At 30.6% G+C, this 12,912-nt stretch carries 14 protein-coding genes and 1 pseudogene; 12 read left to right on the plus strand and 3 right to left on the minus strand.

Annotated elements, in window-relative coordinates:
* Positions 1 to 11 precede the first annotated feature (11 nt).
* On the plus strand, positions 12 to 506 hold the full coding sequence (locus ACJDU8_RS07740) for a chemotaxis protein CheW (protein WP_406791580.1): 495 nt from the start codon (positions 12 to 14) through the stop codon (positions 504 to 506).
* A 19-nt stretch (positions 507 to 525) separates the two neighbouring features.
* Positions 526 to 2,088: a methyl-accepting chemotaxis protein gene (locus ACJDU8_RS07745; RefSeq protein ID WP_406791581.1), complete on the plus strand. Its 1,563-nt coding sequence runs from the start codon at positions 526 to 528 to the stop codon at positions 2,086 to 2,088.
* A gap of 84 nt (positions 2,089 to 2,172) precedes the next feature.
* On the opposite strand, the gene ACJDU8_RS07750 is transcribed toward ACJDU8_RS07745, so the two are convergent.
* The 3 genes from ACJDU8_RS07750 to ACJDU8_RS07760 all read right to left on the minus strand — a co-directional run bounded on the left by ACJDU8_RS07750 (position 2,173) and on the right by ACJDU8_RS07760 (position 3,838).
* A complete protein-coding gene (locus tag ACJDU8_RS07750; protein ID WP_406791582.1) occupies positions 2,173 to 2,586 on the minus strand; it encodes a universal stress protein in 414 nt (137 codons plus the stop codon).
* Between the two features lie 196 nt (positions 2,587 to 2,782).
* Positions 2,783 to 3,193, minus strand: a complete 411-nt coding sequence (locus ACJDU8_RS07755; RefSeq protein WP_406791583.1) for a universal stress protein — start codon at positions 3,191 to 3,193, stop codon at positions 2,783 to 2,785.
* Between the two features lie 180 nt (positions 3,194 to 3,373).
* Entirely contained in the window at positions 3,374 to 3,838 is a 465-nt protein-coding gene (locus ACJDU8_RS07760; protein ID WP_406791584.1) for a DUF441 domain-containing protein, read from the minus strand.
* A gap of 227 nt (positions 3,839 to 4,065) precedes the next feature.
* On the opposite strand from ACJDU8_RS07760, the gene ACJDU8_RS07765 reads away from it, so the two are divergent.
* The 10 genes and pseudogenes from ACJDU8_RS07765 to ACJDU8_RS07810 all read left to right on the plus strand — a co-directional run bounded on the left by ACJDU8_RS07765 (position 4,066) and on the right by ACJDU8_RS07810 (position 12,898).
* Positions 4,066 to 4,629, plus strand: a complete 564-nt coding sequence (locus ACJDU8_RS07765; RefSeq protein WP_406791585.1) for a DUF3867 domain-containing protein — start codon at positions 4,066 to 4,068, stop codon at positions 4,627 to 4,629.
* A gap of 152 nt (positions 4,630 to 4,781) precedes the next feature.
* Positions 4,782 to 5,327, plus strand: a complete 546-nt coding sequence (locus ACJDU8_RS07770; RefSeq protein WP_406791586.1) for a Uma2 family endonuclease — start codon at positions 4,782 to 4,784, stop codon at positions 5,325 to 5,327.
* On the plus strand, positions 5,320 to 5,457 hold the full coding sequence (locus tag ACJDU8_RS07775; RefSeq protein ID WP_406791587.1) for a DUF4351 domain-containing protein: 138 nt from the start codon (positions 5,320 to 5,322) through the stop codon (positions 5,455 to 5,457). The genes ACJDU8_RS07770 and ACJDU8_RS07775 overlap by 8 nt, the downstream gene beginning before the upstream one ends.
* 192 nt (positions 5,458 to 5,649) lie before the next feature.
* Positions 5,650 to 7,695, plus strand: a pseudogene (locus tag ACJDU8_RS07780) (thioredoxin domain-containing protein).
* 310 nt (positions 7,696 to 8,005) lie between these two features.
* Positions 8,006 to 8,572, plus strand: coding sequence for a SiaB family protein kinase (locus ACJDU8_RS07785; RefSeq protein ID WP_406791588.1), 567 nt, complete (start codon positions 8,006 to 8,008; stop codon positions 8,570 to 8,572).
* A gap of 6 nt (positions 8,573 to 8,578) precedes the next feature.
* Positions 8,579 to 8,959: a DUF1987 domain-containing protein gene (locus tag ACJDU8_RS07790; protein ID WP_406791589.1), complete on the plus strand. Its 381-nt coding sequence runs from the start codon at positions 8,579 to 8,581 to the stop codon at positions 8,957 to 8,959.
* A 15-nt stretch (positions 8,960 to 8,974) separates the two neighbouring features.
* Positions 8,975 to 9,685, plus strand: a complete 711-nt coding sequence (locus ACJDU8_RS07795) for a GGDEF domain-containing protein (protein ID WP_406791590.1) — start codon at positions 8,975 to 8,977, stop codon at positions 9,683 to 9,685.
* Between the two features lie 14 nt (positions 9,686 to 9,699).
* Positions 9,700 to 11,613 (plus strand): SpoIIE family protein phosphatase, encoded by a 1,914-nt coding sequence (locus ACJDU8_RS07800; RefSeq protein WP_406791591.1) that lies wholly within the window; start codon positions 9,700 to 9,702, stop codon positions 11,611 to 11,613.
* Positions 11,614 to 11,917: 304 nt separating this feature from the next.
* Positions 11,918 to 12,505, plus strand: a complete 588-nt coding sequence (locus ACJDU8_RS07805) for an HMA2 domain-containing protein (protein WP_406791592.1) — start codon at positions 11,918 to 11,920, stop codon at positions 12,503 to 12,505.
* A gap of 12 nt (positions 12,506 to 12,517) precedes the next feature.
* Entirely contained in the window at positions 12,518 to 12,898 is a 381-nt protein-coding gene (locus ACJDU8_RS07810) for an HMA2 domain-containing protein (protein WP_406791593.1), read from the plus strand.
* Positions 12,899 to 12,912 lie beyond the last annotated feature (14 nt).

The following is a 12,912-nucleotide window of genomic DNA, read 5'->3' on the forward strand; positions in this document are numbered from 1 at the left end:
GATTTGTAAATATGAGTGAGTTTATAAGTGAGGTTTGTATCAAACAGGAAGAAGATACACAAAAGGATAAGTACCTTATATTTATACTGGCAAATGAATTTTATGGTATAGAAATTGAATATGTCATTGAGATAATAGGAATTCAGTCCATAAGTAAAGTGCCAGAACTGCCTGAATATATTAGAGGAATAATAAATTTGAGAGGTAAAATTATACCCGTAATGGATGTAAGGCTGAGATTTGGAGAGGAATACAGGGAATATAATGATAGGACATGTATTGTAATAATACAAATTGATAGTATTTCCATAGGTTTAATTGTTGATGGTGTATCGGAAGTAATAGATATACCTGATTCAGAAATTGTAGATCCTCCAGAAATAGGAAAGGGGAAAAATAGGTTTATAAAAGGCATAGGAAAGCTGCAAAATAGCATAAGGTTGCTTTTAGATTGTAATAAGTTATTAGATGATGAAGAAAGAGATGGTTTAGTAGATACTATTTGATACTGAAGGGGTGGAAGTTGTGAAGTGGTTTAATAATTTTAAAATAGGGATTAGATTATTTATAGGTTTTGGTGTGATTGTAATGATTACAGTTATTATCAGCCTATTTGGGATGAATGGTATAAGTAAGATGAATGCGCTGGATAATCAATTGTATGAAAAAATGACGGAACCGTTAGAACAGCTGGTTACAATTAGGAGTTCTTATAGTAATATAGGAACTGCTCTAAGAGATGTAGTTTTATCAAAGAATCAAAATGATATTGCTAAGTATGCAGATATGGTAAATATAAATAGTGATAACTTTGACAATGAGCTGGAAGAATTCTCAAAAACCCTTATAACGGATTTAGGAAAACAAAAAGTCGGAGAACTTAAGGAAGCCAAGGTCAACTACATGAAATTATCTAGTAAAATTATTGATATGTGCAAAAATGGTAAAAATGAAGAGGCTCTAAATTTGATTTATAATGACCTTAAAACACCACAGAGCAATATGGAAAATGCTTTAAAATCAATTGCAACTCTTAAGGTAAGTAATGCAAAGAATTTCTCTGAAAGTAACAATGAAATTGCCAGAACAGTGAAAGAATTAGTTACTGCTTTGATGTGTGTGGGAGTATTGGTTTCAGTGCTGCTTGGAGTATTTATTTCTTCATCTGTAAGTAAACCTATTAAACAAATTATGGAGTCTGCTAATAAAATTGCACAGGGAGACCTTGATGTCTGTATTAATGTTGATTCAAAAGATGAAATAGGGGTACTTGAAAATAGTTTTAAAAATATGGCAGACAACTTAAATGAAGTTATGACAAGTATTAGCTTTGCAGCAGATCAAGTAGCTACCGGCTCTAGACAGGTATCTGATTCCAGTATATCTCTCTCTCAGGGGGCTTCTGAGCAGGCCAGTTCAATAGAACAGCTTACAGCTTCTTTAGAAGAAATTTCTTCAAATACAAAATTTAATGCAGATAACTCAAATGCAGCAAATAAACTTACAGAACATGTTAAAGTTAGTGCAGATGAAGGAAGTTTACATATGAAGGAAATGCTTCAAAGTATGGATGAAATAAGTACGGCATCTGGTAATATATATAAAATCATAAAAGTTATAGATGAGATTGCCTTTCAGACAAATATTTTAGCTTTAAATGCTGCTGTAGAAGCTGCAAGGGCAGGTCAGTATGGCAAGGGTTTTGCGGTAGTTGCGGAAGAAGTAAGAAATTTAGCTGCAAAGTCCGCAGATGCTGCAAAAGAAACTACTTCTTTAATAGAAAATTCAATTAAAAAGTCAGAAAGGGGTACTAAAATTGTAGGTGAGACATCAGAAGCCTTTGATAAAATTGTAAAAGGAATTATGGATATAGATAATATTGTAAGGGAAATAGCGGCTGCTTCTAGTGAACAGGCTGCAGGTCTTGAAGAAATTAAAGGAGGAATAATGCAGGTATCTGAAGTTGTACAGCAGAACTCTGCTACCTCTGAAGAAAGTGCAGCTGCCAGTGAAGAACTTTCAAGCCAGGCAGAACTTATGAGGGAACAGGTTGGAAAGTTTAAATTGAGGAGATTAAATAATGCATAATCCTGCTAGATAATTTTACTTTTGGGTATGTTAAGGGTCATAATATTTTCAAAGTATTATGACCCTAATTGCATGTACATATTTTTATTCTGGAACAACTATAACTAATGTATTGGCATTTTTTAAAACCTTGTTAGTTACAGAGCCTATCATTCTAGCTAAGCCTTTTTTATTAGATTTAGTCATAATTATTATATCATGATTGTCTAGTTTCGCTTTTAATAATATTTTATCAGGGGCAGAGCCAAAGTCACTGTATTTTTCAATTTCATAGCCTTTAAGTTGTTCTTCAGCCTTATTTAATATGCTGTCCATATCTTTTTGTGCTTGTTCTATAACGGAATTTGTTATAGCTATATCATTTGCTATAACTATTTCTTTAATGGTCATAAGTGTTACTGTAACCTTGTCTTCTTTAAATAATTTTTTCAACCAGCTCAGAGAATGCATACTTCGGTCAGTTCCATCCAATGGCACTAAAATTTTTTTCTTTGTCATGTAAAACACATCCTTCCTAAAATAATATATTACGTGATGATTTCTGCATGTTATGTTTTTTATATGTTTTGCAATAATGTTACAAAATTACAAGTTAATTTTATAACAAATATTATTTGGTTAAAAACATTTAGTTAATATTATTATTTGGCTATATAACTGTGTTATATAAACAAGATTATAGTTTATATGAAACCTATTCTGGAATAATGGCAACCAAAGTCTTTGAATTTTTTATAATTTTACTGGTTACAGATCCAATCATCCTGTCTAGGGCTGTCTTTGTAGATCTTGTCATAACTATCATGTCGAATTTATCCTGTTCTGCTTTTTTCAGAATTTTATCATCTGCATAACCAAAGGTAAAATATTTTTCAACTTCATAGCCTTCAAGCTCTTTTTCTGCCTTACTTAAAACGTTATGGCTTGACTGCTCTGCTCTATACATCTTATCTTTTATAATGGTATCTTTTGCCATAAACATTTCTACAACATTCATAAGGGTTATTTGTACTTCATCTTTTTCAAATAATTTTTTTAGCCAATCAAGAGAATGCATGCTTCGATCAGTTCCATCTAAAGGTACTAGAATTTTTCTCTTTGTCATATAAAACACATCCTTTTTAATTATTTATTTTAAGTTTACAGCAATTAAGTCTATACGTTCATTATAACGTTTTCTATATATCTATATATAAAAGTATAATCCTTTGAATTTTATAATACAAGTAATTGTTTTTGTATTTTTCATAAAATATTACAGATTTAAATAATAAATTAGGTGTATTTAAGAGCCTATTTTATGAAATAGTTTTAGGCCTAGGGCAATTAATCCTGATGTTATCATAGGACCTACAGGAACACCTCCCAAGAAAGCAGCAGCAATTACTGCTCCTAAAATTAAGGCCGGCATAATTTCACTGTGACCCTGAACAGTTAAATACTGCATGCCAAGTCCACTTAAATAAGTAGTAAAAAGAGAAACCAGAAGGGCAAATAATCCAAGCCATGAGGTAAAAACACCCTTAATATTTGTATATGTTACATTTCCACTGGCAATGGGTATTAAAATAGAAGCAATAAGTATTACTACCCCCCAAAACAATCCATTTTCTTGTACATAGGGAAATACAAATTTATCTACATTCAAAAGTTTTAAAATCAGAAGAAAACAGGTAGCTAGTGCCACGGAGTTAGCCTTTCCAAGAACAGAAGCAGTTAATATTGCTATTAAGATAATAGTGGATTCCAAACTCAAATCATCTCCTTAATTATAAGTATAATTATTATTAACATTGATACTTGGAAAAAATATATGATTTAAAGTAGTTAAATATGATGTTAATTGAAATTATTAATTTTATTATTTAAAATACTAATATCTACAGTATAAAGAGGAAATTTAGTGTAATATATAGTATTATAGTATTGAAGGCTGTTATAGCATAGACTTAAATTATATTCTAAGGAGGGAGTTTTATGGACGATAGAATTGTAGATTTTAATGATATTAAAAATAGGGCTAGAGAAAAAGATGTGGAGAAATTTGAAGATTATGTATATGGACTTAGTTATGATATGTCTCAAGGCAAGCTTACTATGGCAGATTTTTCTGAAAAAATTCAAAAGTATATGGAAAAGAATAATATATCTCATGAAAAGCTGTTTAATATCCAAAAGGAACTTATGAAAAGATATGGGTTTAATATAGAGGATATAGAAAAACAGATGAAGAGCATGGGAATTGATATACCATCTTTAGAAAAAGGAGCTGATTATGAAACTATTAGAAAAACCTTAAGTTTTCAGGAAAAATATAAAACAGGCATAGGAAATACTGTGATGACTACATATACCATAAATAATTCTGTAAATAATCTATCCATATTCATGAATGAAGAAAAGGTCATTTTGGAAAGTACTGAAAAGATAAATCTTCAGGATCCAGAATTAAATGAATTTTTATGTTCCTATAAAAAAATATTAAAAGATAAGAAGCTTACAATTCATTTATGCGAAAATATGGGTGTATTTGAATATTAGATTATACAGTGTAAATTATTTTTTATGTACATATTAACAATAAATCTAAGCTAAATTATAGTAAAGCACAGGAATATAATCTATGTGCTTTATTATCTCATTTTAATTTTAAAGATTACATACGAGGCATTTGATAATAAGGAGGAGTATGTATGAATATAACAAACCCTCATGAAGATTATGAGTTATTTTTAAAATTGCAATCAGAAAGTGATGACAAACTTGAATATCATAACGGTACAATTTTTAATATGTCTCCAACAAGTATTAAGCATAATGATATAGTCAATAATCTTGTATTTGAGTTAAAAAAATTCTTTAAGGGTACTAAATGTAAAGTACAATCGGAACAAATACCAATTATATTTGAAAATCAAAACTCAAAATATGAATATCAACCAGATGTTTTTGTTATGTGTAATGGTAAAACAAAAGGAGAAAAATACATTTCCATTCCAGCCATTATTTTTGAGGTGCTATCAAAAACCACAGCAAGTAATGATTTATTTGTAAAACCTTTGGTATATGAAAAGTTTGGTGTTAAGGAGTATAATATTGTTCACCAGGATGGTAAGGTTATACAATATGGTTTAATCGATGGGAATTATGATATTATTTCCAATCTAACTAAAAATGAAGAATATAAAAGTATTGCTTTTAATGATTTGAAATTTTCACTTAAAGATATATTTGATTAAAAAATTTGGTATAATACCAGATGATTTAAAACAAGGTATACAAAAATTAGATGTGCCAACATTAGAAGTTATAATTGATAATATTTTAGAATATGAAAATTTAGAACAGGTAAAAAAGTATATTTACTAGGCTGCAAGTATTAAACAGAGATTATAATGCATGGTAACATGCCGATAATTCCTTTACTTTATAGGTTTTAACGGCATTTTTTATAAGGGGTTAATATAAGTTAAAGGTTCTGTGTATCTTTTATTGTACATATAACACCACTTTAAGGATAGAATATATATGAACGTATTTTTAATTAGAGGAGGTGGTTTTATGAACCTAACAAGTACATCCAATAGATTGATAAATGAAAAATCTCCGTATTTGCTTCAACACGCTAATAATCCTGTTGACTGGTATCCGTGGGGAGAGGAAGCATTTAATAAGGCTAAATCAGAAGATAAGCCTATATTTTTATCTATTGGGTATTCTTAGTGGGTACACAAATCAACATGTCATTGGTGCCATGTTATGGCAAAAGAGAGTTTTCAAGATAGTGAAGTAGCTGATATATTAAACCAACATTTTATTTCAATAAAAGTAGATAGAGAAGAAAGACCTGATATTGATAGTATTTATATGAAAGTTTGCCAGTCCCTTATAGGCAGCGGAGGATGGCCTCTTACAATAATTATGACTCCAGAACAAAAGCCTTTCTTTGCAGGTACATATTTTCCTAAAAGTAATGTAGGAGAATCTTTAGGGCTAACAGGTATTTTAGAGTATGTGCAAAAGGTATGGAAAAACGACAAGACCAAGATTCTACAAACAGGGGATAATATATTAAATTTAATAGATAATTTAAGTGAAAATTCATCAGGGGAATTGTCTAAAGACATTTTACAAAAAGCTTTCTTGGAATTTAAACACAGCTTTGATAATTCATATGGAGGCTTTGGAGCTTATCCTAAATTTCCTTCAACTCATAATCTGCTTTTTCTTCTAAGATATTTTTATAAAACTAAGGATGCATCCGCCCTGCAAATGGTAGAAAAAACTCTGGACTCTATGCAAAGGGGCGGGATATATGATCATATAGGCTATGGATTTAGCCGCTATTCGGTAGATAGAAAATGGCTTATACCTCATTTTGAAAAAATGCTATATGATAATGCCTTACTTATTATGGCTTACTTAGAGACTTTTCAGGTTACAGGAAATAAAAAATATTGTAAGGTAGCAGAGCAGATACTTGATTATGTTTTAAGAGATATGACCTCACAAGAAGGGGGCTTTTATTCTGCAGAAGATGCTGACTCTGAGGGAGAAGAAGGAAAGTTTTATATGTGGTCTATAGAAGAGATAAAGGATGTACTGGGGGAAGAGCAAGGAAGTAAATTTTGTCATTATTTTAATATAACATCACAGGGTAATTTCAAGGGGAAAAATGTGCCTAATCTAATAGGGAGTTCTATTTTAGAGGAGGATGTACAGCTTATAAAAAATTGCAGAGAAAAATTATTTAATTACAGAGAAAAGAGAGTGCATCCACATAAAGACGATAAAATCTTAACTTCCTGGAATGGGTTGATGATTGCAGCTATGGCACTATCGGGAAGAATTTTGAACAATAGTAAATATACTTTAGCAGCAAAAAAGGCTGTAGATTTTATCTATAAGAACTTAATTAGAGAAGATGGACGTCTTCTGGCACGATATCGTGAAGGAGAAGCTTCTTTTCCAGGTTATGCAGATGATTATGCATTTTTAATATGGGGATTAATAGAATTATATGAAACAACCTATAATCCGGAGTATCTAAAAAATGCATTGGAACTTAACCAAGATTTCTTAAAACTTTTTTGGGATAGTAAAGACGGAGGATTTTTTCTTTATGGAAAAGATAGCGAACAATTAATCATTAGGCCAAAAGAAATATATGATGGACCTACTCCTTGTGCCAATTCTGCTGCTGCACTAAATTTGCTTAGGTTATCTCATTTGACTACAAGTTATGAATTTGAAGATAAGGTTAAACAGTTATTTGAAAGTTTTGCACATGAAATAGAATCTTCTCCAATATCATGTTCTTTTTCATTAACAGCACTATTGTTTTCTAGATATCCTACAAGGCAGGTCATCATATCTGTAGGGGATAACATTAATGAAGCAAAGAAAGTACTGGATATAATGAATGGAAAATATAATCCATTTACTATTTCACTTTTATATTCTCATTTAAATAAAGATTTAAAAAATATATGTCCGTCTATTGAAAATTATATGGCTATAAGAGGAAAACTTACTGTATATATTTGTGAAAACTTTACATGTAAAGAGCCTATAACGGACATGAATTCATTGGAAAAAATACTATAGGTTGCCGTAAATGAAAAATATTATTTAGTGCGTTGGTGGAGAACATAGAATTCTTGGGCCAACGCACCTTGTTTTGTGTTCAAAGATAATATAAGGATTGAAGATAACTTCTGAATTTAGAAAAAAATAATGCTAAAGATTCTTAAATAAGTTAGTTCAATGTTAGTTGTGTGAAAAATTGAAAAAGAATGTGTACAAATGGTATAATGTATAAATGTTAGAGTTGATTTTTTGTAGAAATAATTTGTTTTAGGATAAATGCGGAAATTAAAAATTGAGATAAAAATTGTTTTATGGAGGAAAATTGTTTATGGGAAATAATTTTTTTGATCTTCATGACTTATATCAAAATGCTAAAAATGATAAAATTATATTTTATTATTGTGGGCCAATTTCACAGGCTACCATTGAAGGAATAGGACATACATTAAGACTAGATTTAGAAATTGAAGAAACTAGAATGAGCGTTTCGCAATCAATATTTTCCGTTTTCATTGAACAAATGCAAAATATTTTAAATTACTCTGTGGATAGAATTGTAAATGATGTTCAGGTTGAAAAAGAACTTAGAGTAGGGGTTCTAGTTATTGGACAAGAAGACCAGCAATTTTATGTGTATTGTGGTAATAAAATTTTCAATGAAGATGTGAAAAATATTCAAGATAAAATTAATGAGATTAGTGGACTTCAAAAAGAAGAATTAAAGGCCCTATACAGAAAGCGAAGAAAAATGGAACTTCCAGAAGGCAGCAAAGGTGCAGGTCTTGGACTTATTGAAATGGCAAGAAAGTCCGGGAAACCTCTTCAATACTCTTTTGAACAACTTGATGAAGAGTTTTCGTTTTTCACCATAAAAGTTACGGTTTCAAGGAGGTAATGCAATATGAATAATTTAATAATTGAAAAAACAGCCTCTACACCACATATTAATTTTAACTATGAAATGAGGAAGCTAATTGTTTCAGGAGAGTCTTTTCCAGAAAATGCAGCAAAATTTTACGAACCAGTAATGAACTGGATTAAAGAATATTTGGAGAAAATAGGAAGAGAAGCGACCCAGGTGGAGTTTGAAATAATTTATTTTAATTCTAGTACCTCTAAGATCTATATGACACTTTTCACTCTTCTAGATCAGGCAGTTAGTAGTGGAAAAAATATTGTAATCAATTGGAGAGCTGCACAAGAAAATGAAACAGCCATTGAGTGTGGGGAAGAGTTTATGGAAGATGTGGAATTTGTAAAGTTTAATATTTTAGTTGAATAGGGAGTATGAAATATTATGGATTCAATTTTTAGAAAAGAAGAAGAAGTATTACAAAAGGCCCAGAAGATATTGGAAACTGGACTTATTGAAACGAAGAAAGATGAGGTATTATATAGGGAGCTTTTAGTAGAATTTAAAAATCTCTTGGAGCAAACTAAGCGAGTTATAAAAATGTCAGATATAATTGGAGCCGAATTAAGTGATAAATGTCGTTCGTTAGATGAAGTTTCAAAGGTAGACTTTCTCACCAATCTATATAATAGGCGATTTTTTAATGAATTACTGATAAGAGAGTGGGAAAGTTGTGCTAGAGGTAAATGTTTTTTGTCAGTACTTATGTTAGACATTGATAAATTTAAAGATTACAATGATACATATGGACATCTGAAGGGAGATAAATGCCTTAAGCTTATCTCAAAATGTCTTAAAAAGGATATTAATGGATCAAGGGATATTGTTGCAAGATATGGCGGGGAAGAATTTGTGGTTCTAATGCCAGAGACAGATTTAGGAAGAGCAAAATATATCGCTGAAAAGATCAGAGAGGAAATAGAAAAACTACAAATTTTGCATGAGGGTTTTCAATGTTATGGCATTGTTACCGTATCTATAGGTGTTGCAGCAACCATTCCTAGAGAAAAATCGTCTCCTGAGAATCTGATGTATATAGCTGATAAAGCTCTTTACAGGGCAAAAGAAAGTGGAAGAAATAGGGTGAATGTGTAAAAAGGAGAGAATTCATGGTACTGAGGTTTAAAAGTATAAAAGTAAAATACACTCTTATAGGACTTGCTATTTGTCTTATTTCACTATTTGTTGTGTCCATTTTTAGTTATATTGTATCTTATAATATAACTTCCGATTTATCTGATAAGAGAGTTCATGAGGCTGTTCTTAGAAATTCAGCAGAAATAGATAACTGGTTCAATAATCATCAATCTGTAATTGATTCACTATCTCAGGATATAGAGGCTTCTGGAGATTTTACTTCCTCTCACTTGTTGAAGCTCTTGCAAAATAAAGTGAAAATACACAAGGATGAGGTCCTTGATTTTTATATTGCATTTGAAGGTAACACACCAGCACTGATTTCTGGCGTGGGATGGCTTCCTCCAAGTGGCTATAATGCTACAAGAAGAGCTTGGTATGAAATGGCACGTGAATCAGATAAAGTGATTTTTACTGAACCCTATGTAGATGCTATGACTGGCAAGCTGGTTATTACAGTTGCAAAAGTTCTTAAAAGTAATAATAAAGTGATTGGTGTACTTGCAGCTGATATCTATCTTACAGAAGTAGTAAAAGTTGTGGGTGAAGCTAAAGTCGCTGAGAACAGCTACGGAGTACTTTTGGACAATAAAGGTAGAATCATTGCACATCCTAATTTAGCTTTTTTACCAACTAAAAATGGATTTAGATCTTTAGATGAAATTCATTGGAAGGATTACAAAACACTAGTTAGCACTCTTTTTACAAAAGGCATAAATAATAAAATTGAGCTAAGAGATTACAATGGAAAGGAAGAGTTTTTCAATTTTAGCAGAATTGATTCAAATGGGTGGTATTTTGGTATTGTTATAAATAAATCCGAATATAAAAAACCGCTTCAAAAGCTCCTTTTAGGTTTTGGAGGTGCTTTCTTGGTGTCAATGTTCATAGCTTTCTTTATTATGATAAAGCTTATGGACACGATGATAAAACCTATAAGATCACTTAATAATACTGTAAAAGATTTTTCTTCTGACAATATGTCGGTAAGAACAAATGTTATATCAGAAGATGAGATTGGGGAACTTAGTCAGAGTTTTAACAAGATGGCAGATATTATTCAGGAGTACAGTCGATCCCTTGAGAAAAAGGTTGAAGAAAGAACTAGTGAGTTGGAAATGAAAAATCAAACTATTATGGAAAGCATAGAGTATGCTAGAATAATTCAAAATGCAATTATTCCAGATATTGGCCTAGGGCTTGGAATTCCTCAGGAAAATTGTTTTTCAATTTGGGAGCCACGGGATACAGTTGGTGGAGATGTGTTTTGGGGTAAAGGAGATGAAGATCATGCACTTTTGGCTGTAGCAGATTGTACAGGCCATGGGGTACCAGGAGCATTTATGAGTATGATGGTAAACTCCATACTAAATGCAATTTCCAGAGAGTTTAGCTATGATAAGCCAGCAGAGATGCTGATGGCAATTAATGCAAGAATTAAAGATGCATTGAATCAGGAACAAAAGGATTCTAAAATAAATGATGGGGCTGATGTGGCATTATTATATATTGATAAAAAGAATAAGCGGCTGGTATTTTCAGGTGCTAAATTAAATATGTTTGTACTCTCAAGTGGGAATACTCAGGTTGTAAAAGGCTCTAAATATAGTGTTGGATATTCCAGGGGTAAGGATGTGCATTATGAAAATGTGGAGGTTCCGTACATTAAGGGTGGAGTTTATTACTTTACTACTGATGGATTCCTAGATCAAAATTATGAGAAAAATAAGGGCGGAATGGGCAGGCGAGGCTTTATATCACTTATTGAAAGCATTTATCATTTGCCAATGGAGAAACAAAGGAACATTATTGAGTATAATATCAAAGAAAAACTTTGCAGTGTTCCTCAAAGAGATGATATAACTGTTATAGGATTAAAACTTTAGTATAAAAAATAAAGCAATTGAAAATATATTACATAAAAACCACTGTATTGTAAATTTAATACAGTGGTTTTGTATCTGTAAATAAGTAAATGTAATTTACTATATTTACAGATTTTTTGTCTATTTAAGGCAAATGATAGGGTATATTGGAAAATAACAATGAAAATAATCCATAAAATATGTAATATAGTTTGACATTATAACAAATTCTACATTATAATTAGAAATAAATGATAATGATAATCGTTATTGTTGCTTGCAATAAATATATTTTAGTGAAGTTAAAATTTAAAGAAGAGGTGATATGTTGAATAATGCAATTTTAAAATATATTTTATATAGTTTGGCATTCTTTGCCGTTGATGGGATTATAAATAAAAATGGAAGTAAAAATTTGGGTTATGAAAATACATATGCTAATATACCAAGTTTTAAAGGAGTTCTAGAAATAAGACATTATATGCCTGGAAGAATAAGATTATATATACCTGTGTTAAAAGAAAATTTAGAGGCAAAAGAAGTTCTTATGACTCAATTAAGCAAAATTGAATTTATTGAGATAAAAGATATAAATATTTTTACAGGAACAATACTTTTAAATTTTAATATAAAAGAAATGAAACCTGTACTTGTAATAGGAATTATTATAAAGCTTCTTGGACTTGAGCACAGCATAGATGATAATAAGGAAAGTTTAATAAAAAAGGAAATAGATAATTTAAAAAATAGCCTTAATTTAGCAGTATATAATAAAACCAATGGAGTAGTGGATTTTGACTCAGTAATTACATTGGCATTGCTTATATCTGGTATGAAATCATGTATAAAAAATTCGCAAGTACGGCCTAGTGGCATAAGTTATTTATGGTGGGCTTATTCTACTATTAAATAAAGGAGGAATTTTATGAAAAATCTAAAAAAATATGTTTTCAAGCATTTCACCAAGGTAAAGATTGTTCATAGTATGCCCGGCAGGATAAGGTTAAAATTGGTAAATGTTTCAAATATACCGGAAGAATATTGTTATTATACTAGGTATTTAGAAAGTGCCATATTCATGCTTCCAGGTATAAAGAAAGTTGATTTTAATCATTTTATAGGAACTATACTTATAGAATACCATGTAGATAAGGTGTATGAGAGAAAAATATTAAAATGGATAGATGTGATAATAAAAGTGGGTATGGATAATTTTGAACTTATTAAAAATTATGGTAAGGATAATCTAGAATATGTTGTAGCTGCAGTGGAACAGCAGCTTAAAGATGCTGTTCATAATATTTGATACTTTTTAACGGG

Source organism: Candidatus Clostridium eludens (genome assembly GCF_045310515.1).
Taxonomy (GTDB): domain Bacteria; phylum Bacillota; class Clostridia; order Clostridiales; family Clostridiaceae; genus Clostridium_B; species Clostridium_B eludens.